This is a genomic window from Thermococcus sp. M36, from assembly GCF_012027355.1.
In the GTDB taxonomy this organism is placed as follows: domain Archaea; phylum Methanobacteriota_B; class Thermococci; order Thermococcales; family Thermococcaceae; genus Thermococcus.
On record NZ_SNUH01000001.1, the window covers coordinates 1,230,459 to 1,255,610 of the forward strand.

At 53.1% G+C, this 25,152-nt stretch carries 27 protein-coding genes; 15 read left to right on the forward strand and 12 right to left on the reverse strand.

The genetic code is table 11. From position 1 onward, the window contains the following. Positions 1-12 precede the first annotated feature (12 nt). Genes E3E36_RS06800 through E3E36_RS06810 form a run of 3 tightly spaced genes read right to left on the reverse strand, consistent with a single transcriptional unit; the run spans position 13 to position 2,480 of the window. Positions 13-1,074 carry a hypothetical protein gene (locus tag E3E36_RS06800; protein WP_167894486.1) on the reverse strand — a complete coding sequence of 354 codons (1,062 nt, stop codon included), beginning with the start codon at positions 1,072-1,074 and terminating at the stop codon, positions 13-15. Then, on the reverse strand, positions 1,052-2,185 hold the full coding sequence (locus tag E3E36_RS06805) for a DUF373 family protein (protein ID WP_167894487.1): 1,134 nt from the start codon (positions 2,183-2,185) through the stop codon (positions 1,052-1,054). Before E3E36_RS06805 ends, E3E36_RS06800 begins: the two co-directional genes overlap by 23 nt. Beyond that, positions 2,178-2,480 carry an MTH1187 family thiamine-binding protein gene (locus tag E3E36_RS06810; protein WP_167894488.1) on the reverse strand — a complete coding sequence of 101 codons (303 nt, stop codon included), beginning with the start codon at positions 2,478-2,480 and terminating at the stop codon, positions 2,178-2,180. The genes E3E36_RS06805 and E3E36_RS06810 overlap by 8 nt, the downstream gene beginning before the upstream one ends. A gap of 95 nt (positions 2,481-2,575) precedes the next feature. On the opposite strand from E3E36_RS06810, the gene E3E36_RS06815 reads away from it, so the two are divergent. After that, positions 2,576-3,193, forward strand: a complete 618-nt coding sequence (locus E3E36_RS06815) for a TIGR00296 family protein (RefSeq protein ID WP_167894489.1) — start codon at positions 2,576-2,578, stop codon at positions 3,191-3,193. On the opposite strand, the gene E3E36_RS06820 is transcribed toward E3E36_RS06815, so the two are convergent. Continuing rightward, on the reverse strand, positions 3,190-4,545 hold the full coding sequence (locus tag E3E36_RS06820) for an RsmB/NOP family class I SAM-dependent RNA methyltransferase (protein ID WP_167894490.1): 1,356 nt from the start codon (positions 4,543-4,545) through the stop codon (positions 3,190-3,192). The two genes, E3E36_RS06815 and E3E36_RS06820, sit on opposite strands and share 4 nt — an antisense overlap. Before the next feature lie 217 nt (positions 4,546-4,762). On the opposite strand from E3E36_RS06820, the gene E3E36_RS06825 reads away from it, so the two are divergent. From E3E36_RS06825 to E3E36_RS06835, 3 genes are all read left to right on the forward strand, one after another. Further along, positions 4,763-6,019 (forward strand): hypothetical protein, encoded by a 1,257-nt coding sequence (locus tag E3E36_RS06825; RefSeq protein ID WP_167894491.1) that lies wholly within the window; start codon positions 4,763-4,765, stop codon positions 6,017-6,019. Between the two features lie 70 nt (positions 6,020-6,089). Beyond that, positions 6,090-6,656: a hypothetical protein gene (locus E3E36_RS06830; protein WP_167894492.1), complete on the forward strand. Its 567-nt coding sequence runs from the start codon at positions 6,090-6,092 to the stop codon at positions 6,654-6,656. Positions 6,657-6,743: 87 nt separating this feature from the next. Continuing rightward, positions 6,744-9,071 carry a DNA polymerase gene (locus E3E36_RS06835; protein ID WP_167894493.1) on the forward strand — a complete coding sequence of 776 codons (2,328 nt, stop codon included), beginning with the start codon at positions 6,744-6,746 and terminating at the stop codon, positions 9,069-9,071. 16 nt (positions 9,072-9,087) lie between these two features. Here E3E36_RS06835 and E3E36_RS06840 read toward each other — a convergent pair whose 3' ends face one another. Genes E3E36_RS06840 through E3E36_RS06850 form a run of 3 tightly spaced genes read right to left on the reverse strand, consistent with a single transcriptional unit; the run spans position 9,088 to position 11,407 of the window. Then, a complete protein-coding gene (locus E3E36_RS06840; RefSeq protein ID WP_167894861.1) occupies positions 9,088-9,789 on the reverse strand; it encodes an HAD family hydrolase in 702 nt (233 codons plus the stop codon). Positions 9,790-9,829: 40 nt separating this feature from the next. Continuing rightward, the gene (locus tag E3E36_RS06845; RefSeq protein ID WP_167894494.1) at positions 9,830-10,867 is read right to left on the reverse strand and encodes a DUF3226 domain-containing protein; all 1,038 of its coding nucleotides are present in this window, start codon (positions 10,865-10,867) and stop codon (positions 9,830-9,832) included. Continuing rightward, positions 10,868-11,407, reverse strand: coding sequence for a DUF2391 family protein (locus E3E36_RS06850; RefSeq protein ID WP_240911780.1), 540 nt, complete (start codon positions 11,405-11,407; stop codon positions 10,868-10,870). It abuts the gene before it with no gap. Positions 11,408-11,472: 65 nt separating this feature from the next. On the opposite strand from E3E36_RS06850, the gene E3E36_RS06855 reads away from it, so the two are divergent. The 5 genes from E3E36_RS06855 (at position 11,473) to E3E36_RS06875 (ending at position 17,135) form a co-directional block, all read left to right on the forward strand. Then, a complete protein-coding gene (locus E3E36_RS06855) occupies positions 11,473-12,942 on the forward strand; it encodes an S-layer protein (protein ID WP_167894495.1) in 1,470 nt (489 codons plus the stop codon). Between the two features lie 151 nt (positions 12,943-13,093). Beyond that, complete coding sequence (locus tag E3E36_RS06860; RefSeq protein ID WP_167894496.1) at positions 13,094-14,263, forward strand: MFS transporter; 1,170 nt, start codon at positions 13,094-13,096, stop codon at positions 14,261-14,263. Positions 14,264-14,310: 47 nt separating this feature from the next. After that, entirely contained in the window at positions 14,311-16,536 is a 2,226-nt protein-coding gene (locus tag E3E36_RS06865) for a DHH family phosphoesterase (RefSeq protein WP_167894863.1), read from the forward strand. Positions 16,537-16,624: 88 nt separating this feature from the next. Next, positions 16,625-16,879, forward strand: a complete 255-nt coding sequence (locus E3E36_RS06870) for a hypothetical protein (protein WP_167894497.1) — start codon at positions 16,625-16,627, stop codon at positions 16,877-16,879. Positions 16,880-16,919: 40 nt separating this feature from the next. Continuing rightward, a complete protein-coding gene (locus E3E36_RS06875) occupies positions 16,920-17,135 on the forward strand; it encodes a hypothetical protein (protein ID WP_167894864.1) in 216 nt (71 codons plus the stop codon). Here E3E36_RS06875 and E3E36_RS06880 read toward each other — a convergent pair. The 4 genes from E3E36_RS06880 to E3E36_RS06895 form a co-directional block, all read right to left on the reverse strand. Beyond that, positions 17,115-18,107 (reverse strand): asparaginase, encoded by a 993-nt coding sequence (locus tag E3E36_RS06880; RefSeq protein ID WP_167894498.1) that lies wholly within the window; start codon positions 18,105-18,107, stop codon positions 17,115-17,117. The genes E3E36_RS06875 and E3E36_RS06880 overlap by 21 nt on opposite strands. A gap of 87 nt (positions 18,108-18,194) precedes the next feature. Continuing rightward, positions 18,195-19,379: an MFS transporter gene (locus E3E36_RS06885; protein WP_167894499.1), complete on the reverse strand. Its 1,185-nt coding sequence runs from the start codon at positions 19,377-19,379 to the stop codon at positions 18,195-18,197. A 3-nt stretch (positions 19,380-19,382) separates the two neighbouring features. Then, positions 19,383-19,673, reverse strand: a complete 291-nt coding sequence (locus E3E36_RS06890; RefSeq protein ID WP_167894865.1) for a PadR family transcriptional regulator — start codon at positions 19,671-19,673, stop codon at positions 19,383-19,385. 50 nt (positions 19,674-19,723) lie between these two features. Continuing rightward, positions 19,724-20,110 (reverse strand): hotdog fold thioesterase, encoded by a 387-nt coding sequence (locus E3E36_RS06895; RefSeq protein ID WP_167894500.1) that lies wholly within the window; start codon positions 20,108-20,110, stop codon positions 19,724-19,726. Positions 20,111-20,208: 98 nt separating this feature from the next. On the opposite strand from E3E36_RS06895, the gene E3E36_RS06900 reads away from it, so the two are divergent. The 5 genes from E3E36_RS06900 (at position 20,209) to E3E36_RS06920 (ending at position 23,794) form a co-directional block, all read left to right on the forward strand. After that, the gene (locus E3E36_RS06900; RefSeq protein WP_167894501.1) at positions 20,209-20,607 is read left to right on the forward strand and encodes a DUF2240 family protein; all 399 of its coding nucleotides are present in this window, start codon (positions 20,209-20,211) and stop codon (positions 20,605-20,607) included. Between the two features lie 84 nt (positions 20,608-20,691). Further along, the gene (locus E3E36_RS06905) at positions 20,692-21,738 is read left to right on the forward strand and encodes a substrate-binding domain-containing protein (RefSeq protein ID WP_342764384.1); all 1,047 of its coding nucleotides are present in this window, start codon (positions 20,692-20,694) and stop codon (positions 21,736-21,738) included. A gap of 39 nt (positions 21,739-21,777) precedes the next feature. After that, positions 21,778-22,485, forward strand: a complete 708-nt coding sequence (locus tag E3E36_RS06910; RefSeq protein WP_167894502.1) for an ABC transporter permease — start codon at positions 21,778-21,780, stop codon at positions 22,483-22,485. Beyond that, positions 22,482-23,204 carry an ABC transporter ATP-binding protein gene (locus E3E36_RS06915; protein ID WP_167894503.1) on the forward strand — a complete coding sequence of 241 codons (723 nt, stop codon included), beginning with the start codon at positions 22,482-22,484 and terminating at the stop codon, positions 23,202-23,204. The genes E3E36_RS06910 and E3E36_RS06915 overlap by 4 nt, the downstream gene beginning before the upstream one ends. A gap of 50 nt (positions 23,205-23,254) precedes the next feature. Then, the gene (locus E3E36_RS06920; RefSeq protein WP_167894867.1) at positions 23,255-23,794 is read left to right on the forward strand and encodes a nicotinamidase; all 540 of its coding nucleotides are present in this window, start codon (positions 23,255-23,257) and stop codon (positions 23,792-23,794) included. Here E3E36_RS06920 and E3E36_RS06925 read toward each other — a convergent pair. Then, positions 23,727-24,773, reverse strand: a complete 1,047-nt coding sequence (locus E3E36_RS06925) for an AI-2E family transporter (protein ID WP_167894504.1) — start codon at positions 24,771-24,773, stop codon at positions 23,727-23,729. The two genes, E3E36_RS06920 and E3E36_RS06925, sit on opposite strands and share 68 nt — an antisense overlap. 55 nt (positions 24,774-24,828) lie before the next feature. Between E3E36_RS06925 and E3E36_RS13285 the strand changes: the two genes are divergently transcribed. Then, on the forward strand, positions 24,829-25,152 hold the full coding sequence (locus E3E36_RS13285; RefSeq protein WP_167894868.1) for a hypothetical protein: 324 nt from the start codon (positions 24,829-24,831) through the stop codon (positions 25,150-25,152).

The following is a 25,152-nucleotide window of genomic DNA, read 5'->3' on the forward strand; positions in this document are numbered from 1 at the left end:
AAATTAATAAACCTACCGCTCGATTTTCTTTCCAAGGATCGCTTCAAGCTTTGCTATGCTTTCACTGAGCTCCTTCTCCAGGTGCTCCAGCTTGTTCCTCAGCCTTTTGAGCTCCACTTCCTTCTCTTCAATTAGCCTCTCCAACTCCCAGAGCTCCTTTTTTCTGGCCTCTGCTCGGGCCAGTATTGAGTCCCTCTTTTCTTCGAGCTCCTTCAGTTTTGCCCTCTCTTTTTCCACCTCCTTGGCTTTCTCTTCAAGGTTTTCTATGAGCCACTGGGCGGCTTTTCTGTACTTGCCGTCGAGCCGAGGATAGACTCTCTGGAGGAGGGATATGAACTCTTCGGGCTTTCTGAGGACTGTGGATGTGTCCCGTATGAACTCGTGTGCAACCTCCTCGTGAAGACGCATCCTCTTTATGGGCTTCTGGAGCTTCGACGCCTTGGTGCGGATCTCAATTTCCGCACTTCTGAGCCCAGATGTCAGGTGTTTCATTTCCTGCTCTATTGTATCGAGCCCCTCTTTGGTGAAGAAATCCTCAAGTTCCTGCCTTTTGGTGGTGATTTTTTTCTCCAGCTCTCTCCTTTCCATCTCTGCCTTGATCAGGGCTTCTCTGATTTCTTTCTCTTCCCTCAGCAGTTCCTGTATTCTGAGATCCTTAAGCCCTTTCTCCATGAGCTCGTTGTAGTACCTGACGTAATCCTCGTTGAGCTCCTTGAGAAGCCGGTTTATTGCATAAACCTCCTTTTCGAAAATTATCAGGAGGTATTTTCCGTGCCCCACATGGAGCTTTGCCAGGTCTGGGAGGCGCTTTCCGAGGTCCTCCATGTCCTTGATGCTCCCAAGGGCGTTCCTCAGTGCTGTAACATAGTTCTTTCTCTCAGCGCTAACTATCTTGGCCATGTTCTCGTCTATGTTCTTGGGGAGCTTGCTCCTCTCAAGGGCCTCTATCCTTTTCAGAATCTCCCTTATCCTCCTTTCAAGCCTGCTGTTGTACTTCTTCCTTATCTTTTCCGTCTCTTTCTCGGCCTTTTTCCTTTTTCTTTCGTATTCCTCAAGCGCCTGTTCCAGCCTCAATTCTCTCCCATCCTTTGACTTTTCCCCTCATATATAGCCCTATGAGTATCGCCAGAACGACATCTCCCACAGCCAGCACGAGCTTTGCGAAAACATCTATGTTCGATATAGTCAGTATGGCCATCGCATACCTGGTTGTAAGGTCTAGGGTTATCCACATGGCCGGCATCAGCAGCAAGGCTGAGACGTGGTACCATATATGGGGGTCTTTCTTGAGGTACGCCTGGATGACCTTTCCTGTTATCATGACGGAGACCCCAAGTATCAGGGACGCCCCGAGGGCGTTGAGATATATAAGCGTCGCTAGTAGAGGTGTTCCGGGCCAGCCGCCGATTATCTCTTTTGCATACTGCTCAAGGCGGAAGTACGCGTTGATAGCACCCCCACCGATTATGAGCATCCCTGCGATCACGGACACAATGAATATGAACTGCTTGGCAAGGGTCTCCCGTACGTTGAACCTGAATCCCTTGGTGAAAAAGTACCCCCCTATAAAAAGGAGTATAGTGCCGGTTATCACGGCCGAAACGATCTTCGTGCTGTCGGGGTACCAGACCCCTATCAGCCTTGCTATGCCGTAGAGGAGCAGTATCATGCCAGGAATTCCCAGAACGGCTTTTGCAACCTCTGGGTCGCTCAGTATCTCCCTCAGATAGCGGTAGATAATGTAGTAGGTTGTCTCTATGCCCTCGCTCTGCTTGACCACGACGCGGTGGGAGCTTATTATGGGAACCTTGGAGGTGATTATAGGGAATATCTGCTCGTCCTCGGCTCCATCGGTTACAGTGATTACGCCATCGGCGGGGAACCTCTCAAGGACGAGCTCCAGCTGTCTGGCCAGCTCCATGTCGCTCTTAACGCCGACCTTCGAATGACCGGTTATCAGTGCCACTTCAACATCCTCAAACTCACCGCTCTCCCTCAGCTCATCGTAGAGCTTGACCGCGGCGTAAACTACGTTGGCGTCACTGTCTTCGGGGTCGGCAAGGCTCAGTTTCAGAGCGGCGTCTATACAGGCATCCCGCCCGACTACCGGCCCCTCCACGCCGGCTTTCTGTCCAAAATCGTCATCGCGGTCTATAGCGAGAATCAGTACTTTAATCTCAACCACCCCTCACCTTCTCCATCACGGATTTCACCTTGTCCTCCATCTTCCTCTGCTTGTCGCGCCTGTCGTCGATTCTTACTGTTGTTGAAACCCTATTTGCTCCAAGTTTAAACATCAGTTCGTGTGCCTCTTCTATAATCTCGAAAGCATCCCTCACGGTTGAAACCTCTATTATGGTTGCCATCGGTGTCAATTGGTATTTAACACCCTTTCTCTCTAAAAGCTTTACCACCTCTGCCACGTACCGGCTGAGGCTCCTCTCTCCGAGCGGGACTATGACGAACTCCACTATGACCATATTCGACACCCGACTTAACTTTTTTCGGCAATCTTTTAAATCTTGCGGGAAAGGTAAATAACCCTTCGGCGTATTATTCTACAGGGGTGGGGTGGATGTACATGATAAAGGACGAATGGGGCGAGTTCCTCGTTAGGCTCGCTAGGAATGCCATCGAGGAGTACGTGAGGCACGGGAAAACAATAGAACCCCCAGAAGATACCCCGCCGGAGCTCAGGGAAAAGATGGGTGTTTTTGTAACGCTCAACAACAGGCACGCGCCGCCCCAGATGTCTCTGCGCGGATGCATAGGCTTTCCCCTGCCGATATACCCGCTGGTCGAAGCTACGATAAAAGCTGCCATCCACGCGGCAGTAGATGACCCGCGCTTTCCGCCGGTGAGGGAGAGAGAGCTCGATGACCTGATCGTCGAGGTCAGCGTCCTGACGCCGCCGGAGCTTATAGAAGGCCCTCCCGAGGAGAGGCCGAGGAAGATTAAAGTTGGCAGGGACGGCCTGATAGTCGAGAAGGGTATCTACTCCGGCCTGCTTCTCCCGCAGGTTCCTGCCGAGTGGGGCTGGGACGAGGAGGAGTTTTTAGCTCAGACCTGCTGGAAGGCTGGCCTGCCGCCTGACTGCTGGCTCGACGAAGATACAAAGGTTTACCGCTTCACGGCGGAGGTGTTTGAGGAAGAAAAGCCCTGGGGGCCGGTGAGGAGGAAGCCGCTGGTTTAACCCTTTCTCATCTTTGCTATGAAAAAGCCGTTGCAGTCGTGCCTGTGCGTCCATGCCCGGAAGACCCTGTCTCCAACTTCAAGGAAGCCCCGGTCACCCCAGCCGAAGGGGTAGTTGACCAGTTCCAGTCCTATCCTGTTAACCGCAAAGAGCACGTTCTCCTCGTCCTCGTCTGTTCTAATCGAGCACGTTGAGTAGGTCATTTCCCCACCGTCACGCAGGTTCTCGTAGGCGTTCCTCAGCATGTTCCTCTGGACGTTTATGATGCGCTTGATCTTGTTCTCATCGAAGCGCCACTTGACTTCCGGGAACTGTCGGTAGGTTCCAGAGCTTGAACAGGGGGCATCGAGGATGATTTTGTCGAACTTCTCTTTATCCCTAAAACTCTGGCCGTCCGCATGAGCCAGCTTGACGTTTTTAATGCCGAGAAGTTTCATCTTCTCCTTCATGCGCATAAGCCTGTCGTAGGAATAATCAACCGCCACTATCTCGCCCCGGTTCCCCATCAGCGCCGCCGCGTGGAAGGTCTTGCTCCCCGGTGCGGCTGCCAGATCGAGAACCCTCTCGCCGGGTTCGGGAGCCAAAACGTGTGCAACATAAGCTGAAGCCAGATCCTGAATTACGAACTTCCCTTCCTTGTACCAGTCGAGCCTCGTCACGGGCGTCTTGTATTCGAGAACCTTCAGGACGTCTGGAACTGGGGTTAAGGCAGTCCTAACACCGTTCTCCTCAAGGTAGTCCCTCAGCGAGTCCACGTCGGTCTTAAGGGTGTTTGCTCTGACGTAGTACCTCTGCGGCCTGTTGTTGCTGAGAAGAAGCCTCACCGCTTCATCGTAGCCCAAAAGCTCTATCGCATACTCAACGTACCAGCGCGGGTGAGAGAAGCGGACGCTCAGCCATTCTATTCTGTCCCTCTCCTTAAGCCTCTTCAGGGCTTTTTCGACGTCAAACTTCTCTATCGAGTGCATCAGCGCGTTAACAAACTTGGCGCGGGAGAAATCAAAGCGTTCCTTGACGACGCGAATTATCGAGTCGGTCGCCACAGCCGGTGGAACTTTCCTGAAGTGAATCTCAAAGGTTCCGATGCGGAGGAGGTTGGCCAGGTAGGGGTCTAAGTCTTCCACGCTCGAGCCCTTAAGCACGGAGTTGATTATGAAGTCTATCTTGGCCCGCCACTTCTCTATCTCGAAGACGTAGGCATGGGCCAAGCCCCTCGCCTTGTCCCGGTCTTTGCCCGCCACTTTCTTGAAGACCCTCTCAAGCGCGTGCTTCGATGAGAGCTCGCGCTCTTCAACTAAGCTTAAAGCGTCCGCCACCACTTCCTGAAAGCTCACGCGGTAAAACAGCTCCATGGACGGAGCTTTGCCCGGGAGTTTAAAAAGGTGGTGGTGTGTATGATCATGCAACCCTTTACTCTCGCTTCTTTTGGCGAATTCTTATTGTAAAACTAAACTTGGAAAAATTTTATCCTTGGAAAAAAAGAAAAAGAAATTACTAATAGTGAATAGAAATGCTTATAAAGGAAGACGGTCCTATTTGTACTGCAAGATTGGATTGGAGGTGAACAATGTGAAATGGAAATCCCTACTAGCAATTTTGCTGGGATTGTTTATTCTAGGTGCTACCGGCAATGTGAATGCAGAGGCTTTCTATGGAAACTCTGTGGAAGTTGTAAGTACCGAAGGCATTTATGATCCGAATCCCCAACAAAAGTCGGGAATGGATTTCTCCAATGCTATTGGAAGTTTTGTTTTTGATATTTCAGAACACAAGGTTAGGGGAACTATTGAATATGACAACAAAAAAGTATCAGTTGATTGGGATTTCTCAATATTTAAATCAACCGAGTTTGAGGGATACGCGTTTTTGTTTAACGTGAGTCGCTCCGAAGATGTACTTGGTCTTGAAGCTGTGGTATATCAAAACGGTACCGTTTGGATTTTTGCAAGAGAGCGGCATGGGGGCATGATAGCTCTCATGGGATTCAGTAAGACTTTAGTGGAGACTCTGTCCAATATGAATATCCCCTCCTCTGGGATTTCTAACAAAGAGTGGCTTTGGATGACACTAGAACCAGAAGTCAAGACTATCACTTTGCCTGCCATTCAGGTTGGGCAAATCGTAGTGCCCAAAGTGGATGCAGACAGAATATTGCCAATGGCCACGTATTCAAGGGACGTTGTAAAGATCGTTGAAAAACAATATTCTGTAGGATGGTGGAGGTGGAAGACTACTTATTACATTAAAGTTGCGTTAAAATTGTATGGGTCAACTTCCATTAAGAACTATGGAGATTATCTTATTAGAGTTATTGTTTTGGACGAGGGAGAAATTTCAAATGGGAAAAGAATTAGCAAAAATACTCCCCTGTTTTTAGGGGATAGGGGTGATCCCAGAACCAATCCTATTGAGGTGGGTCTGTGGGTACCACGCTCTCCCGAGGATTACATTATAGACACTAAATTCACATATTCGGGAGAAACAGCCCCTCTCAACAAAATAAGCTTGGGTTGGGATTTGCTAATCAACATGGTTAACCCCATTAACATCTTGCGCTTTTTCGTGGATATTGACCCCGGTGCGGATTTTGATGACTTTCCAGATCCAGTGAACTCAATACGTGTTGCCTACCGTAATATCGCCTTGGCTAGGCCTGGACATTGGACAAAAGCGTACGTACACATTGATCATGTTTCAGGAAACGGCTACGGGACAATCGGCGCATTTTTCAAGGTTCCAGTATACTACCAAGTAACAGGAACCCAAGCTCTTAGAGTCGTTGGTCTTATAAATACTAAATTAGAAATTAGGGCTTGGCATAGTTAGTGTACAGGAAACTGAAACTCTTTGATTTCATTTTTTGTTGTTGAGATTCACAAATAGGAGGTCTGCACATATGAAACCCAAGGTAAATAGACTCATCATCACAATCCTTGCGTTAATTGTTGTTGGAGGAGCTTTGTATTATTTAATAGGTGAATATGGTTCTCAAAGGTTCATAGAGGGGCAGAGGGACTACGAGAGACTCTGCATTCGTCAGATGACCTCGCTAACCCTCAGCGACGTTCGATTTCATTCACAGGAGGCGTTCAATTCGCTAGAGCGGAACTCCACAGAGACTTTTAACCTTTCAATGATAGAGCTGGCCTCAGATCTTTCGAGATTGGAGTCGAATCTTGTAAGTTCGGCGATGTATATTTTTCCGGAGGACTTTCCTGACAATGAAACGTTAGTTAATATGACAAAAAACGACCGGTGCATCACATTCATAGAACTTTCCCGAAATGCATTCCTAAACGGAACCGCCAACATCTCTGCCGTCCGCGAGGGGTTAAACCTGATTTACAATTTTGCCACAGAGTGGCGAGAGAACGGCAACTATCCCAGCGAAGAGCTTTTGAAAGCCAATGCCGAGCTTCAGCAGAAGTGCAGTGCCCTTGTTCCAAAGGTTGTGAATCCTTGATTGTTGGTCTTTTTCTCCTTTCTTTCTGATGAACCTCGATGGCGAAGTTTATTAGTTCTGGATTCAATAATCCAACAGGTGTTGGTTATGATCCTTGACGTCGACTACATCACAGAGGACGGAAAGCCTGTCATCAGGATCTTCAAGAAGGAGAAGGGTGAGTTCAAGATTGAATACGACAGAGACTTCGAGCCTTACATCTATGCACTCCTCAAGGACGATTCTGCCATCGAGGAAGTGAAGAAGATAACGGCGAAGAGACATAACACCGTCGTCAAGGTCAAGCGTGCCGAGAAAGTGAAGAAGAAGTTCCTCGGCCGACCGGTTGAGGTATGGAAACTCTACTTCGAGCACCCGCAGGATGTCCCGGCCATAAGGGATGAGATAAGGAAGCATCCCGCAGTGGTAGACATCTATGAGTATGACATCCCCTTCGCCAAGCGCTACCTCATAGACAAGGGCCTCGTCCCCATGGAGGGCGATGAAGAACTGAAGATGCTCGCCTTTGACATCGAGACGCTCTACCACGAGGGCGAGGAGTTCGGAACCGGGCCCATACTCATGATAAGCTACGCGGATGAGAACGAGGCGAGGGTTATAACCTGGAAAAAGATCGACCTGCCCTACGTTGATGTCGTCTCAACCGAGAAAGAGATGATAAAGCGATTTTTGAGGGTTGTTAAGGAGAAAGATCCCGACGTTCTCATAACCTACAACGGCGACAACTTCGACTTCTCATACCTCAAAAAACGTTGCGAAAAGCTTGGGATAAGCTTCACCCTCGGGCGGGACGGAAGCGAGCCGAAAATACACCGCATGGGCGACCGCTTCGCCGTGGAGGTTAAGGGGAGGATTCATTTTGATCTCTATCCGGTCATAAGGCGTACCATCAACCTGCCGACCTACACCCTTGAGGTTGTTTATGAGGCGGTCTTTGGCAAACCCAAGGAGAAGGTATACGCGGAGGAAATAACCCTTGCCTGGGAGAGCGGCGAGGGGCTTGAGCGCGTTGCGCGCTACTCTATGGAAGATGCAAAGGCAACCTATGAGCTCGGAAGAGAGTTCTTCCCGATGGAGGCCCAGCTTTCGAGGCTGATAGGCCAGAGCCTCTGGGACGTGTCGCGTTCCAGCACCGGCAACCTCGTGGAGTGGTTTCTCCTGCGGAAGGCCTACGAGAGGAACGAACTTGCCCCCAACAAGCCAGACGAGGGGGAGTTAGCGAGGAGAAGGAACAGTTACGCCGGCGGCTACGTTAAGGAACCAGAACGGGGATTATGGGACAATATTGTGTATTTAGATTTTCGCTCTCTTTACCCCTCGATCATAATCACCCACAACGTCTCGCCGGATACTCTCAACAGAGAGGGCTGCAAGGAATATGACGTCGCCCCTCAGGTCGGTCACAAGTTCTGCAAGGACTTCCCCGGCTTCATTCCGAGCCTTCTCGGGAACCTGCTCGAAGAGAGGCAGAAGATAAAGAGGAGGATGAAAGCCTCAATTGACCCGCTGGAGAAGAAGATCCTCGATTACAGGCAGAGGGCAATAAAGATTCTGGCCAATTCATATTATGGTTACTATGCTTATGCGAAAGCTCGTTGGTACTGCAAAGAGTGCGCCGAGAGCGTTACGGCATGGGGCAGAGAGTACATCGAGACCGTCATCCGCGAGCTTGAGGAAAAATACGGCTTCAAAGTCCTCTATGCAGACACCGACGGATTACATGCCACCATTCCGGGAGCGGACGCTGATACGGTCAAGAAAAAGGCTATGGAGTTCTTAAAATACATCAACCCTAAACTCCCCGGCCTCCTCGAACTCGAGTACGAGGGCTTCTACGTGAGGGGCTTCTTCGTGACAAAGAAGAAGTACGCTGTAATAGACGAGGAGGGTAAGATAACGACGCGCGGCCTTGAGATAGTCCGGCGCGACTGGAGCGAGATAGCCAAGGAGACGCAGGCGAGGGTCCTTGAGGCCCTTCTTAGGCACGGTGACGTTGAAGAGGCTGTGAAGATAGTCAAGGAGGTCACGGAAAAGCTGAGCAAGTACGAGGTTCCGCCCGAGAAACTCGTCATCCACGAGCAGATAACACGCGAGCTTAAGGACTACAAGGCAACCGGCCCGCATGTGGCGATAGCGAAAAGGCTGGCCGCGAAGGGAGTCAAAATCCGTCCCGGAACCGTCATCAGCTACATCGTGCTCAAGGGCTCCGGCAGGATAGGGGACAGGGCGATACCCTTCGATGAGTTCGACCCGACGAAGCACAGGTATGACGCCGACTACTACATCGAGAACCAGGTCCTGCCCGCTGTTGAGAGAATTCTGAAGGCCTTCAGCTACAGGAAGGAAGACCTCCGCTACCAGAAGACGAGGCAGGTTGGTTTGGGGGCGTGGCTGAAGCCGAAGGGAAAGAAGTGAAGGCCAAGCTCCTTTGTTATCTCTCCTTTTCTATCCTCTCCAGCACCTCGAGGATGCCCTCAACACCCGGAACCTCAAAGCCCCTCTCATGGATCTTCCTTATTTCCTCGGCTTCGGGGTTGATCCAGACAGCCCACACCCCGGCCCTTAAGGCACCCTCGAAGTCCTCCGCGTAGGTATCGCCTATGTGGATCGCCTCGCTGGGCTTCACATTGAAAACCCTGAGCGGCTTCTCGAACATCTCTTTCATCGGCTTGTACGCGAGAACTTCGTCGGCGAAGAACGTCTTGTCGATATAGTTCATCAGCCCAAACCTTTCGAGCAGGAGACGAGTGTAGGAGCCGGGCCAGAACATCACGTTGCCCGTTACCGTGACCTTCAGACCCTTTCTCCTGACGCCTTCGAGGGCTTCTTTTGCCCCCGGAAGGACTATATCGTCGCCGACCTTCAGGACGGCCCTCGCGGCGGCCCTCTTCACGAGCTCGACGTCGATCTCGAAGAGTTCCGCCAGAAGCTCCTGGCTTTCCTCCAAAGCTCTGGCAGGGTCTCCTGCTGCTTCGGCCCTCATCCGCTTTATTCTAGCCCGTGCCAGTGTCATGCCCTCGACTACATCAACGATGCACGTTCCCATCAGCTTGGAGAGCTCTACCGCCATTATATCGAGCATGACGTTGATGTCGAGGAGGGTGTTCCAGACGTCGAATGAGACCAGCTTCATACTCACCACCGGGTTCGGTTGGGGGTGGTGGAATAAAAACTCAACGCCTCCTCTCCGCCTCCCTCCCTGCCAGGTAAAGGATCCCGTCCATGAGGCCTGCTTCCCTCAGGACTGCCTTTAAGTTTCTGAACCTGGAACGCATGACGAAGAGCTCGTAGAAGCCTTCCAGGTTACCCCAGTGCCCGTAGGCAGATAAGGCCAGATACATAACCTCTTTGGGCTTGAGCTTTCTCCCAAGGCTCTCGTTTAGGGCCTTAAGACCAGGTTTTATCTTTCCCAAGAGTCCCTCCCTCGCTATGAGGTGGAGCATCAGGTCTTCAACAGTGGGCTTTTTCCACTCTATCGTCTCGTCCTCGAAGGGTAGGCCGATTATGAGGGGAATAACCTCAGTTTCCTCAACGCAGTAGCCGATAGGGGTTTTTTCGTGCCTGAACCTCGACAGCTTTCCGTCTATTGAGGCAAGGGCACTGTCTCTGTCTTCATCGACGTCTATAGCCACCCCTATCTTTCCCACCGTGAAATTGAAGACCTCCATCGCCCTTAGGAAGTTCCCGAGGTTCCTTATGACGCCGGAGTTTCCTTCGCTGGGAATTATTGCGAGATAGTAGTGATCCTCCACGCGTTTCAGGAGGTCAAAGTTGTCGCGCTCAAAAACCCTCTCTATGAACCTCAGGCTGTATGGGGCCTCTCTGCTCTCCTTGAACTCAAAGAGCTTCTTGAAGACTGCCTTGAAGAACTTGGCGTCTGTCTTCCCCTCGACGAAGAGGACGCTTGTCTCGGCCATCTCCCCGGAGAAGCCGCCCCTCACATCGAAGTCAAGGTACTTTCTCAGCTCGTAGACCTCCTTGAGCGTGAGGTTCTTCCCTGTATCGGAATATATCAGGACGTTCTCCTCGCCCCTTCGGAACTTCCAGGCGATTAAATCTATGAGCTCCAGGCTCGCCGTAACTACCGTCTCGTCCCCCCGGAGGGAGTCCACGAAGTCAATAAGCTCGTTGCGGTTCTTGCGGTATTCCGGGAAGAGGATTGCGCCCTCGTCGGCGAATTTTTCAAACCTGTTCCCCGTTATCACCCTCATTCACTTCACCATGTCCACGGCTATCGCTCCGATTACCGCAAAGGTGCTTATAAGCACCGTCGCGTTTACGTACTGGATCTGATTAAAGTCGGCCATTCTGTTTATCCCGTAGAGGTATATCATCCCTGCGGAGATTATGTAGGCTATTGCCGTGACCGTAAGGAGCCTCTTGGGCACGTGGAACAGCTCTTCCCTTTTGAGGTTGCCTATCCTTGACTTCGCTATGAACAGATACGCAACGGCCAGCGTCATCAGAAAAATGGCGAGGGAACGCCCAAGGGATATGTCCCTTGCTATTTCCCACAGTTCGGCTGTGAAAAGAAACGGGAGTGCGAAGGTTATCGCCCCCACTATCTCCTGGGCTATGTCGTCCCAGCCAAGCCTGTCGGGGGTTCCCTTCTCCTCGGCATTCTTTCTGAGCTGCTCTATGCTCTCGTATATCTCTTCGAGCCTCTTTTCCACTGGGGTTCTCCGTTCGTTTTCGGTTTCACGCTCAGGTTCGGGGTTCATCATCCGGTCAGCATTGGATTCACTCATCATCGCAGAAATAACTTCCGGGGAAATGTTATAAATGTTAAGATTGACTTTCAATCCGGTGATACACGATGAGGAAGATTTTAACACTCCTTGTGGGGCTGGCGCTGGTCGGTCTGGTGATAGCGCCTGTAAACGCCGCGGTAGCGGGCCTGAATTCATCGAACACTGTAATAGTGCTCCCCACGACAAAAATCGTTAATGGCGTTCCCGTCCATATAGGGGAAGATGCCATAACCGGTTCGAGGCTGGGTGCGTTTCTCGTTCTTCAGGGCATCTCTCAGGGGACGTACACCCCCACTGTCTCCGTGCCCGTTGAGTACCACAGCGTGCTGATTCCCGACAGTGATCAGGTGTACAGGCTCAGCGAGACGGACATGCCGGACGTTGGCCTCGACGTTGGGGACGAGCCCGTCGGAAAGACCATTGTTGTTCAGGTCAACTTTTCTCGTGTAGGGTTTAACTCAACTAAAAAGGCCGCGGAGTTCATGGACAGGAGCATTGAGATAGTATTCAACGAAAACACGACGCCACTCGACGTGAACGTGGAGGGGGACTATAGGGTTGTCTCAACGACCGTTGATGGAAGGGACGTCCTGTACTTCTACTCCTACAAGGAAAAACTCTCTGCCCAGAACTCCACTGACGAGTACCTAGTGGCCGGTGAATGGCGGCTGACGTTTAAGGAGATAGACATAAGCGGCGAAAGGTTGCTGGTCGAGGTGAAGTACCCCGACGGGCACAAGGACATATCCGTCATGTCCAAATCTGTGTACTATGCCATGTACGTTGATTCAAACGGGAACATGGTCTATGAAAACCTGACCTCGTTCTCCGACATCCAGGCCCTCCTCCAGCAGGGCGTGAGGAACCTGTTTGTGTTCTATATCACCGGTCTCTTCCAGGGCGCCCTCGGAACCCAGATAGTCCAGTACTCGTACTGGTACTATGAGAAGATAAGGGAGTACCACGACGGGGACATATACAGTGGTCAGTGGGTCTGGGACATTGACCCTGTGAACAGCCTTTACATACTGTACCTCCACGTGAACGAGAGCAGCACGGACTTTCCGGAGGTTTTTGTCCACTATGGGGACTCCCTTGAACTCCCAATGGACTGGGGCCTTTCACTTGTTCCTGCCTTCCAGAAGGACGAGGACGGCAACATCGTTGGGATCTACGGCTACCGCTTTGTCAGGACTGTCCTCCTTAAGAAGAAGGTGACGGTGGTGGCCCCCAGGGTGGAGGTGACTGAGGACGTCTACAGCTTCATACTTGAGGACGTCCAGCTGGGTTCCCTCCCCTCAAACAAAAACGTCATAATAATCGGGGGCTGGGTCAGCAACAAGGCGTGGGAACTCCTTGAGCAGACATACGGTGCCGCCACCGTGGAGGATCTGAAGGGCGAGATTATGAGCAGGGGGTACGTTGTAAAGGAGCTCCCCAACCCGAAAAACCCCAACTACAAGGTCATAATACTGGCGGGAAAGACGTACGCAGAAACCAGGAAGGCCGTCAACGAGTTCATGGGAGGCCCCTGAGTCCTCCGTTCCCCTTTGGATTTTAGCGGCGTTATTTGAACGGCAAACATCATCCACTTTTGATTTTTAACGCTGAGTGATCCCTCTTTTTGTTAATAAGTTTTTTGGGGACATGCCAAGTTTTATATACTCGACATCCATCTAAGCGTTCATGCCGTTGCAGAACTACCGTGGCTTCAGCAGGGACGCATGGTTGCTTGTGGGGTACTCCTTCATTTCTTGGCTGGGCGGTAACATAGCCTGGTTCATATTTCCATTCTACCTTAAGTCCCTGAACTATGACTATACTGACATCGGCATAGTCTTCTCAGTCTCGACGCTGGCCCAAGCCTCCGTGCTCCTCTTCTCCGGCCCGCTTGGTGCTAGAATCGGTTACAAGAGGGCCGTTATCTTCGGCGTTTCGCTGATATTCCTCGGGAGGCTGCTGCAGGTGTTCTACCCTACGATGATCTTCCTCGTGGCCGGCGGCGTCCTGCTGGGAGTTGGAATGGCCTTTGAGAGCCCCTCCTACATGGCCCTCCTGAGTGGTGAGGTTGGTGATGAGAAGCGGCACTATCTCTTCAGCCTCTCCTCGGCGATAGGGACGATGGGTTCCGCGGTAGGCCTTGTCCTCGCGGGCTTCCTTCCAAGGTACCTTACCTATAGGGAGGTTTTTGCGCTTGTGCTCTTTATAATACCCCTCCGGCTCCTCCTGGTCGCCTTTGTTAAGTCCGTGCTGGCACATTCGGAGAAGTCCCTTAGTATCAACAGAGAATTGCTCCTGAGGATAGGCCGCTTTGCCCTTCCCAGTGCTTTGATAGGTCTGGGTGCGGGGGTTACCATACCCTACGTAGGCCTCTGGTTCAACCAGCGCTTTGGGACTGGCCTTGAGAGCATAGGCTGGCTCTTTGCGCTCCAGCAGTTCATAATGGGGCTGGGGACTTTTCTCCTTCCTATGGTGGCGGATAGGCTCGGTAGCGTGAAGACGGTGGTCTCTTTCAACGGGAGCGCAAGCATTCTCATAGCGGCAATGCCGCTCTCCCCTGCTTTTTATGTCGCGGCCTTCATCTACACAGTAAGGACGATCCTGATGAACATAGTCAACCCCATCTGGAACTCATTTATGATGGGCCTCTTTAAGAAGGAGGAGCGCTCGACGGCGATGGCCCTCAACAACCTCTCATGGACGGCTACCTTTGGGGTAGGCCAGTATCTCGGCGGCAGGCTCTTTGACGTTTCCCTTACCTGGCCCTTCATAATAACGGCAGTCCTCTATGCTCTCTCAATGGCCTTTTTCTGGAAGTTTTTTGCTGGGGAGGAGACAAAAGGTTATAAGTCATAGCCCTCCTAAGAGTTCTCCAGTAGTGAGGGGCTTCTAGGGTGATGCTCATGGTGGTTAAAGAATGTCCTGAGTGCCGCGGCACCGGAAAGGTCAAGACAGGCGAGAAGGAGTGCCATGTCTGCGAGGGCTGGGGCTACGTTCCCGCTGATTTCAAGATTGGGGACAAGCTGAAGGGATACAGGAACCTCGACTACATAGGCGTCGAGGACGAGGTGGACGAAATACCCTGTCCAGAGTGCCACGGTAAGGGTGTGGTTCCTGTTTACGACACCTGTCCTACGTGTGGCGGAAGCGGCCGCGTCCTCGCCTGCGATATCTGTGGCAAAGTGAAGGAACCGTGGGAACCGGGTATGGAGACCACATGGGTCTGCTCCGACTGCATGAGGAAGTACAAGGTGGTCTACATCCTCGACAAGACCTGCGACTACGAGGACGTTGAGGTTGGCAACATCTACAAGGGCACCATAGACCGGGTTGAGCGCTTTGGGGTCTTCGTCAGGCTCAATCCCCACGTTACCGGCCTCATAAAGAGGAAAGACCTCCTCGGAGGAAGAGAGTACATACCGGGGGAGGAGATACTCGTCCAGGTTCTCGACGTCAGGCCGGACAAGCGTGAGGTTGACCTCATTGAGTCAGCGCTTAAGCACTACAAGGAGGTTGTAGTCAAGAAGGAGCTCCCAGTGACGCCCATAGTGGAACTTAAGAAGGACATGGCGGGCAAGACCGTGAGGCTGAGGGGCAAGGTAACCCAAATACAGGTAACTGGCGGTCCGACCGTCTTCACGATAACTGATGGGACGGGCATAACATGGGCGGCCGCCTTTGAAGCTCCGGGTGTCAGGGCCTATCCGAGCATAAACGTGGGCGATGTCGTGGAGATCATCGGCAAGGTGGCCTTCCACGCCGGTGAGATACAGATTGAAACCAGCGACATGGCGAGACTCTGGGGGCCGGAAGCGGCTGAGGTCAAGAGGCGCATAGAGGAGGAGCTCGACAGGAAGGCGCAGCCACAGGACGTCGGCTTCCTGGTGGAGAGCGAGGTTCTTGAGGCCCTGAAGCCCAAGATAATGAAGGCGGCATTCATGATACGCAGGGCGATATACGAGGGCAGGCCTATTCTCCTGAGGCACCACGCCGATGCCGACGGCTACACCTCCGGTCTGGCGCTTGAGTACGCGATAGTTCCGCTCATCGAACAGGTCTCTCCGGATTCGGGTGCCAGATGGAAGCTCTTCAAGAGGAGGCCGAGCAGGGCTCCCTTCTACGAGCTGGAGGACGTGCTCAAAGACATTATCTTTATGGTTGAGGACCACGAGAAGTTCGGCGACCCACTGCCGCTCCTCGTTGTGGTTGACAACGGCGGAACCAGCGAGGATATTCCAGCTTACAAACGCATAAGGGCCTACGGCGTGCCCATAGTCGTGATAGACCACCATGACCCGCGTGAATGGGTGAGCGAGGACAGGGCAAAGGTGGACGACTACGTTGACGTCCACGTTAACCCCCACCACATAAAGAGAGGCTACTACGAGCTAACCGCGGGAATGCTCGCGACTGAGGTGGCACGCTTTATCAACCCCGAAGTTGAGGACAGGATAAAGCATCTGCCAGCTATCGCTGGAACCGGCGACAGGAGCAAGGCCCCGGAGTTCTACCAGTACCTTGAGATAGCAAAGAAAGCGAAAGGTCTCGACGAGGAAGACCTCAAGAAGATAGCCGAGGTCATAGACCACGAGGCCTACTTCTGGAAGTTCATGGACGGACACGGCGTAATAGACGAAATACTCCTCCTAACGGGCAACCTCCAGAGGCACAGGGAGCTCATCAATGCGATCTATCCCGAGGTGAAGGAGAAGCAGGAGAAGGCCCTGAGGGCCTCACTGCCCCACGTCAAGAGCGTAGTCCTGCCCAACGGGATAAGGTTCAACACGATAGACATCGAGCTCTTTGCCCCGAAGTTCAGCTATCCAAGCCCCGGCAAGCTCTCCGGCCTAATCCACGACCACTTCAAGGAGAAGTACGGCGAGGACGCGCCGATACTGACTTTAGCTTACGGCCCGGACTTCGCAGTTGTGAGAGCCGCCGACGGCATGGCAGCTTACGGCTTCGACCTTAACGAGATAATCCCGAAGCTCCAGGAGGCTCTGCCAAGCGCGGGCATAGAGGGCGGCGGCCATAGCTACGCGGGCTCGATAAAGTTCTTCGAAGGCATGAGAAAAGAAGTCCTTGAGGAGTTCGCGAAGCAGGTTCTTAAGCTGAAGAAAAAAGGCTGATGGAGCTTCCGTTCTTTTTCTCTGAAGCAACCTTTTTTAACCCTCCATAACTAACCGGTTGATGTAAGAATACTCTGGAGGAATGTTGATGAGAATCGTTCTTGGGGTTACTTTTAGAATGGGCGGCGTTTCTTACCGCGGCCACCGCTGGGAGGACGATGCGCTAGTTTTTGAGTTCGAGAGGCTCGGCGATGCCTTCATCCAGGTTCTCAGCACGAGGAAGGTTGAGGAAGAGGTTGAGAAGGCTCCGAAGAAGGTTCTCGTTGAGCTGAGGACAAAAGAGGGAGGAAAAGTCTTCGAGGCCTTTAAGCGTGATGGGGTTTACCTCGCGGCCGAGCCTTAGTTTTTTATACCTCCCCACTCAATTTTTTCCGGTGATGCCCATGTTCATGGCCGAGTTCAAGCTCCGCTATGGGGACAGGAAGTGGTACGTCAGGAGGATCGTCGAGGCTTCGAGCGTCGAGGAGGCGGAGGAGAAGGCGAGGCGCTACGCCGAGCTGATGAACAGGGGAGAAGTGGGGTGGGAGCTCAGCTACGTCATTGAGGCCGAGAGGCCGCTCGTGATAGGGGAAGAAGAGCTAAGGAAGCTCGGAGCTTAACTCCCCTGCTATGTTCTTTCCCATGATTTTTCTGATCTCCTCTACGTCTTTGGTGTGGCCCAGGGCCCACATAAGCTTGGTCAGCGCCGCCTCTTTGGTCATGTCCCCCGCAGGGATCACCCCAGCGTCGAGGGCCTTTCTCCCGACCTCATACTTCGTGAGGTCGACGCCCCCGTAAACCGCCTGCGTCGTCATGACGATGGGCTTTCGCTTCGAGACCTCCGCCACAGCCCTGAGGAGGTTCCTCTTCCTATAGGGTATGCCCCCTGCCCCATACCCTTCCAGGACTATCCCACTGACCGTCTGGGCTACCTCTATGAAGACTGTGGGAGGGAGGCCAGGTGTTAGGCGGAGGTGGACGACATTCGGGTCGATAGCGGGGTCGAAGTAGGGCTCTCCTTCCGGGGTTTTTGGCCTCACCCTCAGCACCAGCCGCTCTCCCTTGAGGTATGCTACGTCGGGGTAGTTTATGCTCTGGAACGCGTTGAGGCCGAGTGAGTGGACCTTTGAGACCCTGGTTCCGAGCATTATCTTGTCCATGAACGCCACGTACACACCGGGCAGGCCCTTTGCCGCGAAGGTGATGGCGGTTCTGAGGTTCCTTGGGGCATCGCTGTTCGGTTCAGTCACGGGGAGCATGGAACCGGTCAAAACGACAGGGATGGGAACGTTGTGGAGCATGAAGCTGAGCATTGAGGATGTGTATGCTAGGGTGTCAGTTCCGTGAGTTATGACTATCCCCTCGTAGGAGTCGAGGGCCTTAAAAACTGCCTCCCCGATGGACACCCAGTCCTCGGGCTGCAGCAGGGTGCTGTCGATGTTGAGTACGTCCATTGTCTCGATTTCAATACCATCTTCCTTCTTTATCCCGGCTGTGTCTAGGATTTCGTCAATGCTGAGCGAGGCCCGATAGCCCCTCTCTGTCTTGGCGCTTGCTATCGTCCCGCCTGTACCGAGTATGAGAATCCTCACCCCACTCACCGCTTGCCATTGCGGGCCTTTCCTTTTAGTCTTTTTGACAATAAATGAACAAAAATGGGCGCCAAAATTGGATAAAATTCAGTCATTCCCTGGAAGTTTTAGCATTATGAGAAGCGCCAGCAGGTTCATGGCCACGGAGAACATGAACGCCGCGTCCAGCGAGTGGCTCTGCCACAGCCAGCCCGCTATCACAGAGGCGGGGAACACGAAGACTCCGAAAACCGTATGGTACGCCCCTATTATCGTTCCCTTCTCGTACTCTTTAGCCAAGTCCGCCATGTACGCCCTTGGAACCGTGTCCTCAATAGCTATGTAGAGGCCGTAGAGGGCGAACGCAAGGACGAGCGTGGAAAAGTCCCTCGCGTAGGCGAAGGTGAGAGATGCCAGCGCAGCGACGCCAAAGCCGATGGTTATCATTCTCTTCTTTCCAAAACTGTCCGAATACGCCCCGATTGGGTAGGCCGAGAGGGCGTAGATGAGGTTGAAGAGGGCGTAGAAGGCTATGCTCTGGACAACGGAGTAGCCGAGCTCCTGTGCCTTCCACATCGTGAAAGCGTAGCTGTACCTCCCCAGTGCCCCGATGGCAACGACGGCAAGGAAGAGCTGCAGGTTTCTGTCCCTCAGCGTTGAGATCCCCTTGATCTTCTTCTTAACTTCGCCGCCCCTGTCCTTCACAAAGAGGATTATCACAAAGAGCGATATTGCCCCTGGAATGGCCGAGAGCAGGAAGATGTAGCGGTACATGGTCTCAGAGGGAAGGCTCTTGAGGAATTCGATGAGAGCTATGGCAACGAGGGGGCCTGCAACGGCCCCGAGGGTGTCCATCATTCGGTGGAAGCCGAAGGACTTTCCGGTCTTTCCCTTCTCGGTCGACTCCGCTATCAGGGCGTCCCTTGGAGCCGTTCTTATTCCCTTACCTATCCTGTCCAGGGCCCTGAGGGCCAGAAAGTCCCACCAGTAGCGGGTGAAGGCCAGCGCCCCTTTGGCAAGGGTTGAGAGGGCATAACCGGCGAAGACAAAGGCCTTCCTCTTCCTGAACTTATCACTCACGTAGCCAAAGGCAACCTTGAAGAGGGAGCTCATGCTCTCTATCGCGCCCATAACAGAGCCGCTGAGGAGCTTTCCAGCATTCAGGACCTCCATCAGGTAGCTCGGCATTATGGGCGTTATCATCTCGCTGCTCATGTCGTTGAGGAAGCTGACTATTCCGAGCAGGAAGACGTTCCAGCTCACGCCGAAGATTTTCTTCTCCCTTTCTTCCATCGCTCATTCCCCCAGAAGTTCCGTGCAGAGCTCCCTGAGCTTTCTCTTGCCGTCCTCCAGCCAGCTCAAGCCCCTTTCCGTTATCTCATAGGCCCTCACCCGTCGCCCGTTCCTGACTTCCCAGCGGCTCTTCAGGAGTCCCTCTTTTTCCAGGGAGTGTAGCAGTGGGTAAATCGTCCCCGGACTTATGTGGTAACCGTGTTTTTCCAGCTCTCCCATCAGGAACGAGCCGGTCACGGGTTCCTCGTTCGCGTGGTGGAGGATGTGGAGGGTGAGAAAGTCACGGTACTTAATATCGAACACCGATATCGGAATACGATATTAGGGCTTAAAAAAATTTTGGCTCATTCGAGCACATGCTTCTCCAGGACGTAGCAGTGGAAGATCCCCTCGAAGACCTTCTCCCCTTTCTCGTTGAGGACTTCTGCTTTAACGAGTTTCTTCCGCCCCATGTCTTCCTTGATCTCCGCCTTCGCCATCAACTTTTCACCGGCCTTAACGGGCCTGAGGAACTTTACTTCCGCTTTCCCAAGGACGACCGTCGGCTCGTTGACTGCCAGCATTGCCGCGTAGTCGGCCAAGCCGAAGGTGAAGCCGCCGTGCACGAGGCCGTATTCATCGACGGCCATCTCGTCCGTGGTCGTCAGGACCACCTCAGCTCTGCCGGCCTCAATCTTCACGGGCCTTCCCACAAGCCTTTCGGAGGTTAACTTATGCGTCCTCTGCTCCATCGGGATCACCGTTCTGAATTCTCTCTGGAGTTTAAGCCACTAACGGAGACATGCAAAGGTTTATCTATTCCGGGGCCCTAAAAAGGTTAGGTGGTCATGTGCACCCTCTGAGACGTGCCGTTGAGTACAAGGGCTCGGGAGAGTTCACGAGGAGCGAACTGGTCGGGATACTCTCCTTCAGTCTGAGGATAATGGGCGTGAGAGAGGCCAAGGAGTTCATAGCCCAAGCCGTCGAGAGCGGCCTCCTCATTGAGCGGGACGGAAAGCTCGTTGTGAACAATGCGGCGCTTGAGCGGGAGGGGAGCGAGGGAGATCTCTTCGAGGAGATGGTGGAACATATTGTCCAGTCCCTCGGCTGGGAGCGTGAGGACGTTCTCGACGGGATAAATGCCATGCGCGAGCGCTACGGCGACCTCGACAGGAAGATACTGGCCTACCTTTTTGGTATGGACAGGGGGGTTGACATGTCGAAGTTCCGGGACAGGCTTGAGCTTTAGCCTTAATTTTTTCGGCAGACTGTTAAACAAAAACGTTTAAATAATACAAAAATGTTTATAAATTCTGTCTTCGTCCAGCTAACGGTGATTGCTGTGAATAAGAGGGCAGGTATACTGCTTATGCTGGTTCTTCTTCTGGTTGGCGTGTCCTACGGTTGCATAGGTGGGACGAACGGTAGCACGGCTACGCCCGCGGAGAAGCCCAAAGTGCTGACAATCTCAACCACCACCAGCCTCTACGACACTGGAATCCTTGAGAACGTGGTTGCCCAGGCCTTCAAGGAGAAGTACAACATAGAGCTCCGCTTCATACCCAAGGGAACCGGTGGGGCCATACTCGACGCCAAGAACGGTGCCAGCGATGCCATCCTCGTCCACGCGCTCTCGAAGGAGCAGGCATTTATGGAAGAAGGATATGGCGTCAACAGGAAGGTCTTCGCCTACAACTTCTTCGTTATAGTCGGCCCTAAAGACGATCCAGCTGGAATAAGGGGGCTTTCAGTTTCGGAGGCCCTCCAGAAGATAGTCGAGTACGGAAGATCCCATCCCGACAGGCTCGTCTGGGTTTCCAGGGACGATGGTTCAGGAACCAACACCAAGGAGATAGCCCTCTGGAAGAGCGCGGGGTTTGACTTCGAGGAACTCAAGAACGAGAGCTGGTTCGGCACGACGGGCTCAGGAATGGGCAACACGCTCCTCTACACCAGTGAGAGGAAGGCCTACACTCTCTCGGACATAGGTACGTACCTCAAATACCAGAAGGAGGGCAAGATTGACCTCGACGTCCTCGTTGACAAGGGGGAGGAGCTCATCAACGTCTACGCGATAATAATAATCAACCCCAACAAGATACCGGACAAGGACTTTGAGGACGCCATGCTCCTAGCCGAGTGGCTGACCAGTGAGGAGGGTCAGAAGGCCATAGCGGAGTACGGAAAGGACGAGTTTGGAAGACCGCTGTTCTACCCGGCTGTCCCAGTACTTGAGAAGAAGGAAGGCGATGTCTTCAGGTGGATTCTCAAGTACGGCTTCATGAAGGATGGCGACAAATACACCGAATGTCCCGAGAAGTTCAGGTACAAGGCCACCTACGACTTCTTCGAGTTCCCAGCCTCGGTGGTTGAGGGCTAAGCCTTTTATTTTCTTTTCCAATCTCTGGGTGGATGCAAGATGGCGTGGGACTACATAATCCAGGGGTTTTCAGAGGCGGTTCACCTGATAACTGACCCTTACGTAATCGAGATAGCCCTCCGCTCCATCAAGGTCTCGGGTATAGCCACGCTGATGGCCGTCGTCTGGTCGCTGCCGCTCTCGGTTCTCTTTGGCCTCAGAGACTTTCCGGGCAAATGGCTGTTCAAAAGCCTGATAAACGGCTTTATGGGTATTCCCACGGTAATCTGGGGGCTGGTGCTTTACCTCATGTTCGTCCCCCTTGGGCCGCTCGGCTCCTTCGGCCTGCTCTACACCGAGATGGGCATAAGCGTCGGCCAGGCGCTTTTGATAACCCCCATAATAATGAGCATCGTCATAAGCTCGCTCGAATCGATTGAAGGGGAGATAAGGGAGCTAGCCCTGACTTTGGGTGCCGACGAGCTCAGGGCGTCCTTCCAGGTCGTGCGGGAGAGCGTCGGGGGGATAGTCCTCGCCGTAATAGCGGCGTTCAACAGAGCCATCTCCGAGCTGGGCATAGCCCTGATGATAGGTGGAAACGTCTACGTGAAGGGTGGCGTCTACAACACGAGGGTTCTGACGACCGCCATACAGATGTACACCGTCCGCGCCGAGGTCAGCATAGCCATAGCCCTTGGGATAATCCTGCTCGCGATAGTCCTAACCGTGAACCTGCTATCAAACCTCGTGAGGAAGTGGCTGGCATGAGCCTTGTTGAGCTTAGGAACATCACCAAGTCCTACGAAGGGAAGCCTGCCCTGGACGGCGTGAGCCTTAAGGTCAGGAAGGGCGAGATATTCTGCATCATGGGGCACAGCGGGGCCGGGAAAACCACCCTCCTCAGGATACTGGCTCTCCTTGAGAGGCCGGATTCCGGCGAGTACTACTTTGACGGTGCCCTGGTTTCTTGGAACAGGCCGGGAAGCCTGAGGAGGGGGATAACGATGGTGTTCCAGACCCCCGTCATGTTCAACACCACGGTCTTCAAGAACGTCGCCTACGGCCTTAGGCTCAGGGGCTATTCAAGGGCAGAGATAGAGCAGAAGGTCAAGGATGTTCTGAGGCTCGTGGGGCTTGAGGGCTACGAGAACCGAAAGGCAAAAACCCTATCCGGCGGCGAGAAGCAGCGCGTTGCCATAGCGAGAGCGATAGTGCTTGAGCCGAAGCTCCTCCTGATGGACGAGCCGACGGCAAACCTTGACCCAACGAACTCCGGCATAATAGAGGACATTGTGCGGGAGATAGCGAAGGAAAACGGGACGACGATAGTGTTTTCCACCCATAACATGTTCCAGGCCAAGAGGCTAGCCGACAGGGTCGCTCACATACACCTTGGGAGGATAATCGAGGTTGGGAAAACAGAGGATATCTTTGAGATGCCCAAGAACGAGCTGACGAGGAAGTTCATCAACGGTGAGCTGTTCTGATCTGCGAACCGTTTTTAACATGTTCTTCAAAAAATCTGCCGGTGGTGGTCATGCCCGAGGAGGCTCTCATAGTTGTGGACATGCAGCGGGACTTCATGCCCGGCGGTGCTCTGCCCGTTCCGGATGGCGACAGGATAATCACCAGGTGCAACCACTATATCGAGGAGTTCCGGAGGCGTGGTGCCCTTATAGTTGCCACCCGTGACTGGCACCCACCTAACCACATCAGCTTCAATGAGAGGGGTGGTCCCTGGCCGGCGCACTGTGTTCAGGGGACGAAAGGAGCGGAGTTCGTCGTTGAACTGCCCGCGGATGCAGTGATAATATCAAAGGCGGCCGAGCCAGATAAGGAGGCCTACTCTGGCTTTGAGGGCACAGATTTGGCAGAAATCCTCAAAAAGAACGGTGTAAAGCGCGTTTATGTCTGCGGAGTTGCCACGGAGTACTGCGTAAGAGCCACTTCCCTTGACGCGGTTAAGCACGGCTTCGAGACCTACCTCCTCCGCGACGCGGTTAAGGGCATTAAGCCTGAGGACGAGGAGATGGCGTTGAGGGAGATGGAGAGGGCCGGTGTGAAGGTTCTCCGTTGACCACTGCCCTCTTCCATTCTTTCAGGAGTACGAGGAGCAGGTTGAGAACTATCGGACCTATTATGAGGCCCTTAATCCCCATGGCCCAGGTTCCGCCTATCATGCCGATGAAAACCAGAGTTTCATCGAGGTCGGTGTCCTTCGCCACCATCATGGGTCTTACCGTGTAGTCTGGCATGGGGGAGACGAAGAAGAACCCGTAGAGCGCTATTCCTGCCGCGTGGAAGTATGCCCCGTTTTTGATAAAGTATGCAGCCGCGATAAGCCATATCATCCAGCCCTCAAAGAGGGGGACGAAGCTGAAAAGGAACGTTAGGAAGCCCGCCACTATCGCTGTATATACGTCGGAAACCCCGAAAGCGATGAACCCCAGTGTCATGAGCACGCCCTTAACGACATTGAGGACGAGCCACGCCCTGATGAGTGCTCCAAGGGTTTTGTTGAGGCTTTTAAGGATCTCCTCACCAAGATGGCGGTTTTTTTCCGGGATGAAAAGGTGGATCTCCCGTATTATTTCATCGGAGTATGCGAGCGTGTAGTAGAATGTAAAAAGGAACACCACGAGCTGGAGAAGGTACATGGGGAGGGAGAAGGCATGCCGTGAAAGGTAGTCAGAGAGCCTTGGGATGAACTGATCCGAGAAGTTCTGGATGAAGCCCATAACGCCCCCGGGCAGGGGCTGGCTGGTGAGCCACTGGAAGAAGTCAACGACGCTGTGGTAGAAGGATGATGCAACCTGGACAGATATCATCAGCAGCTTAAAGGTGGTGATCCCGCCTATTAGAAGCATTCCTGCGGTCAGCAGGCGGGCGGAGGGGACATTGCCCAGCCTCGGACTCAGTGCCCTGTGAAGTGGGTATGCTGCATACGCGAGGACGACGGCAAAGAACATCGCGGTGATTAGGGGACTAACCGTCATCCATGCCAGGTATGCTATCACAAGTACAACCGTGACCCAGACGGCGGCCTCCCCCTTCATAGTGCACCGAGGGGTTTATTAACTGATACCTTATAAACCATGCGCGGTGTTGGGTATGGAAAGGGAGCTCACCGAGCGGATGGCAGGCTATATACGCAGGGGAGACCACTACCTTGAGGAAAAACGGTTTGACATGGCATACACTGCGTACATGGATGCCTTATACACCCTGGGTGCGTACCTTATCTACAGGGACACCGGGCTCCTCCTGTCTGTGGGGGAGATGATGCGCATCCTGGAGGGGCGGTACCCTGAGGTTCATAGGATCATCGTTGCCTACGAGGGGGTAACCTCCCCGGGAGAGGACACGGTAAGTTCTTTAAGGAGAGATGTGGAAAGGCTTAGAGGGATGATGAATTTGCCGAGTTCTGAGGAGTGA

Excerpts from the sequence above, each read along its gene's own strand:
- E3E36_RS06810 (WP_167894488.1), bottom strand. The coding sequence starts at position 2,480 with ATGGTCATAGTGGAGTTCGTCATAGTCCCGCTCGGAGAGAGGAGCCTC.
- E3E36_RS06815 (WP_167894489.1), top strand. The coding sequence starts at position 2,576 with ATGTACATGATAAAGGACGAATGGGGCGAGTTCCTCGTTAGGCTCGCT.
- E3E36_RS06820 (WP_167894490.1), bottom strand. The coding sequence starts at position 4,545 with ATGGAGCTGTTTTACCGCGTGAGCTTTCAGGAAGTGGTGGCGGACGCT.
- E3E36_RS06830 (WP_167894492.1), top strand. The coding sequence starts at position 6,090 with ATGAAACCCAAGGTAAATAGACTCATCATCACAATCCTTGCGTTAATT.
- E3E36_RS06835 (WP_167894493.1), top strand. The coding sequence starts at position 6,744 with ATGATCCTTGACGTCGACTACATCACAGAGGACGGAAAGCCTGTCATC.
- E3E36_RS06840 (WP_167894861.1), bottom strand. The coding sequence starts at position 9,789 with ATGAAGCTGGTCTCATTCGACGTCTGGAACACCCTCCTCGACATCAAC.
- E3E36_RS06845 (WP_167894494.1), bottom strand. The coding sequence starts at position 10,867 with ATGAGGGTGATAACGGGGAACAGGTTTGAAAAATTCGCCGACGAGGGC.
- E3E36_RS06850 (WP_240911780.1), bottom strand. The coding sequence starts at position 11,407 with ATGATGAGTGAATCCAATGCTGACCGGATGATGAACCCCGAACCTGAG.
- E3E36_RS06855 (WP_167894495.1), top strand. The coding sequence starts at position 11,473 with ATGAGGAAGATTTTAACACTCCTTGTGGGGCTGGCGCTGGTCGGTCTG.
- E3E36_RS06860 (WP_167894496.1), top strand. The coding sequence starts at position 13,094 with ATGCCGTTGCAGAACTACCGTGGCTTCAGCAGGGACGCATGGTTGCTT.
- E3E36_RS06865 (WP_167894863.1), top strand. The coding sequence starts at position 14,311 with ATGGTGGTTAAAGAATGTCCTGAGTGCCGCGGCACCGGAAAGGTCAAG.
- E3E36_RS06870 (WP_167894497.1), top strand. The coding sequence starts at position 16,625 with ATGAGAATCGTTCTTGGGGTTACTTTTAGAATGGGCGGCGTTTCTTAC.
- E3E36_RS06875 (WP_167894864.1), top strand. The coding sequence starts at position 16,920 with ATGTTCATGGCCGAGTTCAAGCTCCGCTATGGGGACAGGAAGTGGTAC.
- E3E36_RS06885 (WP_167894499.1), bottom strand. The coding sequence starts at position 19,379 with ATGGAAGAAAGGGAGAAGAAAATCTTCGGCGTGAGCTGGAACGTCTTC.
- E3E36_RS06895 (WP_167894500.1), bottom strand. The coding sequence starts at position 20,110 with ATGGAGCAGAGGACGCATAAGTTAACCTCCGAAAGGCTTGTGGGAAGG.
- E3E36_RS06910 (WP_167894502.1), top strand. The coding sequence starts at position 21,778 with ATGGCGTGGGACTACATAATCCAGGGGTTTTCAGAGGCGGTTCACCTG.
- E3E36_RS06915 (WP_167894503.1), top strand. The coding sequence starts at position 22,482 with ATGAGCCTTGTTGAGCTTAGGAACATCACCAAGTCCTACGAAGGGAAG.
- E3E36_RS06920 (WP_167894867.1), top strand. The coding sequence starts at position 23,255 with ATGCCCGAGGAGGCTCTCATAGTTGTGGACATGCAGCGGGACTTCATG.
- E3E36_RS06925 (WP_167894504.1), bottom strand. The coding sequence starts at position 24,773 with ATGAAGGGGGAGGCCGCCGTCTGGGTCACGGTTGTACTTGTGATAGCA.
- E3E36_RS13285 (WP_167894868.1), top strand. The coding sequence starts at position 24,829 with ATGGAAAGGGAGCTCACCGAGCGGATGGCAGGCTATATACGCAGGGGA.